We start from the raw sequence: 979 nt of genomic DNA, 5'->3' as shown, positions 1-979 counted from the left end.
GGATAGGTCAGAAATAAAATTTATAAATAATAAAATAAAAAATAGCAACTGTATTAGATATAATCTAAATAGTTGCTATTTTTTATATATAAATCAAAATAAATTTTTATTATWATTTTAATGAAGCACCTTCCCAATCTTTAAGGAAGTTTTCTATTCCTTTATCTGTTAAAGGATGCTTAGTCATTTGAGTTATAACTTTATATGGAACTGTTGCTATATCAGCACCAAGTCTTGCAGCTTGTGATACATGTATTGGATTTCTAACACTTGCAACTATTATTTGAGTTTCTATAGCATTAACATTAAATATATCAACTATTTCTTCTATTAATGAAAGTCCATCTTGACCTATATCATCAAGTCTTCCTACAAATGGACTTACATAAGTTGCTCCTGCTCTAGCAGCTAATAATGCTTGAGTTGCTGAGAATATTAATGTAACATTTGTTTTTATTCCTTTTTGAGATAATATTTTAGTTGCTTTTAAACCTTCTAATGTCATAGGTAACTTTATAACTATATTTTTATGTATTTTAGATAACTTATCTGCTTCTTCTACCATTCCTTTATGATCTAAGCTTATTACTTCTGCACTTATAGGTCCATCTACTATAGTACTTATTTCCTTTACTACTTCTATAAAATCTCTTCCTTCTTTAGCTATAAGAGATGGATTTGTAGTAACACCACATATAACACCTAATTCGTTAGCTTCTTTTATTTCTTCTATGTTTGCTGTATCTATAAAAAATCTCATAAAAACCTCCGTAATTTTTCTCTTAATTGTATTAAAATTTACCTATTCTATATTATTAACTAATAGACTTTTAATATATCATAGTTAATCGTTTTTTTCACGTTAATTTATCATTTAAATTATAAGTAAACATCCTATAATCAATTAAATTTTTCTACTATAACTAATACACCATATATTATAGTTTTCCTTTATAAACTTAATAAATATTGTTATAAT

The 979-nt window shown here is 25.1% G+C and carries 1 protein-coding gene; it reads right to left on the bottom strand.

Annotation, left to right across the window (positions count from 1 at the left end; genetic code table 11):
- Positions 1–109 precede the first annotated feature (109 nt).
- Entirely contained in the window at positions 110–760 is a 651-nt protein-coding gene (fsa, locus tag G3997_RS02490; RefSeq protein ID WP_296647561.1) for a fructose-6-phosphate aldolase, read from the bottom strand.
- Between the last annotated feature and the right edge of the window lie 219 nt (positions 761–979).

The sequence above is a fragment of the Romboutsia sp. 13368 genome (assembly GCF_018336475.1).
In the GTDB taxonomy this organism is placed as follows: Bacteria; Bacillota; Clostridia; order Peptostreptococcales; family Peptostreptococcaceae; genus Romboutsia.
This window is presented reverse-complemented; position numbering and strand designations above follow the sequence as displayed.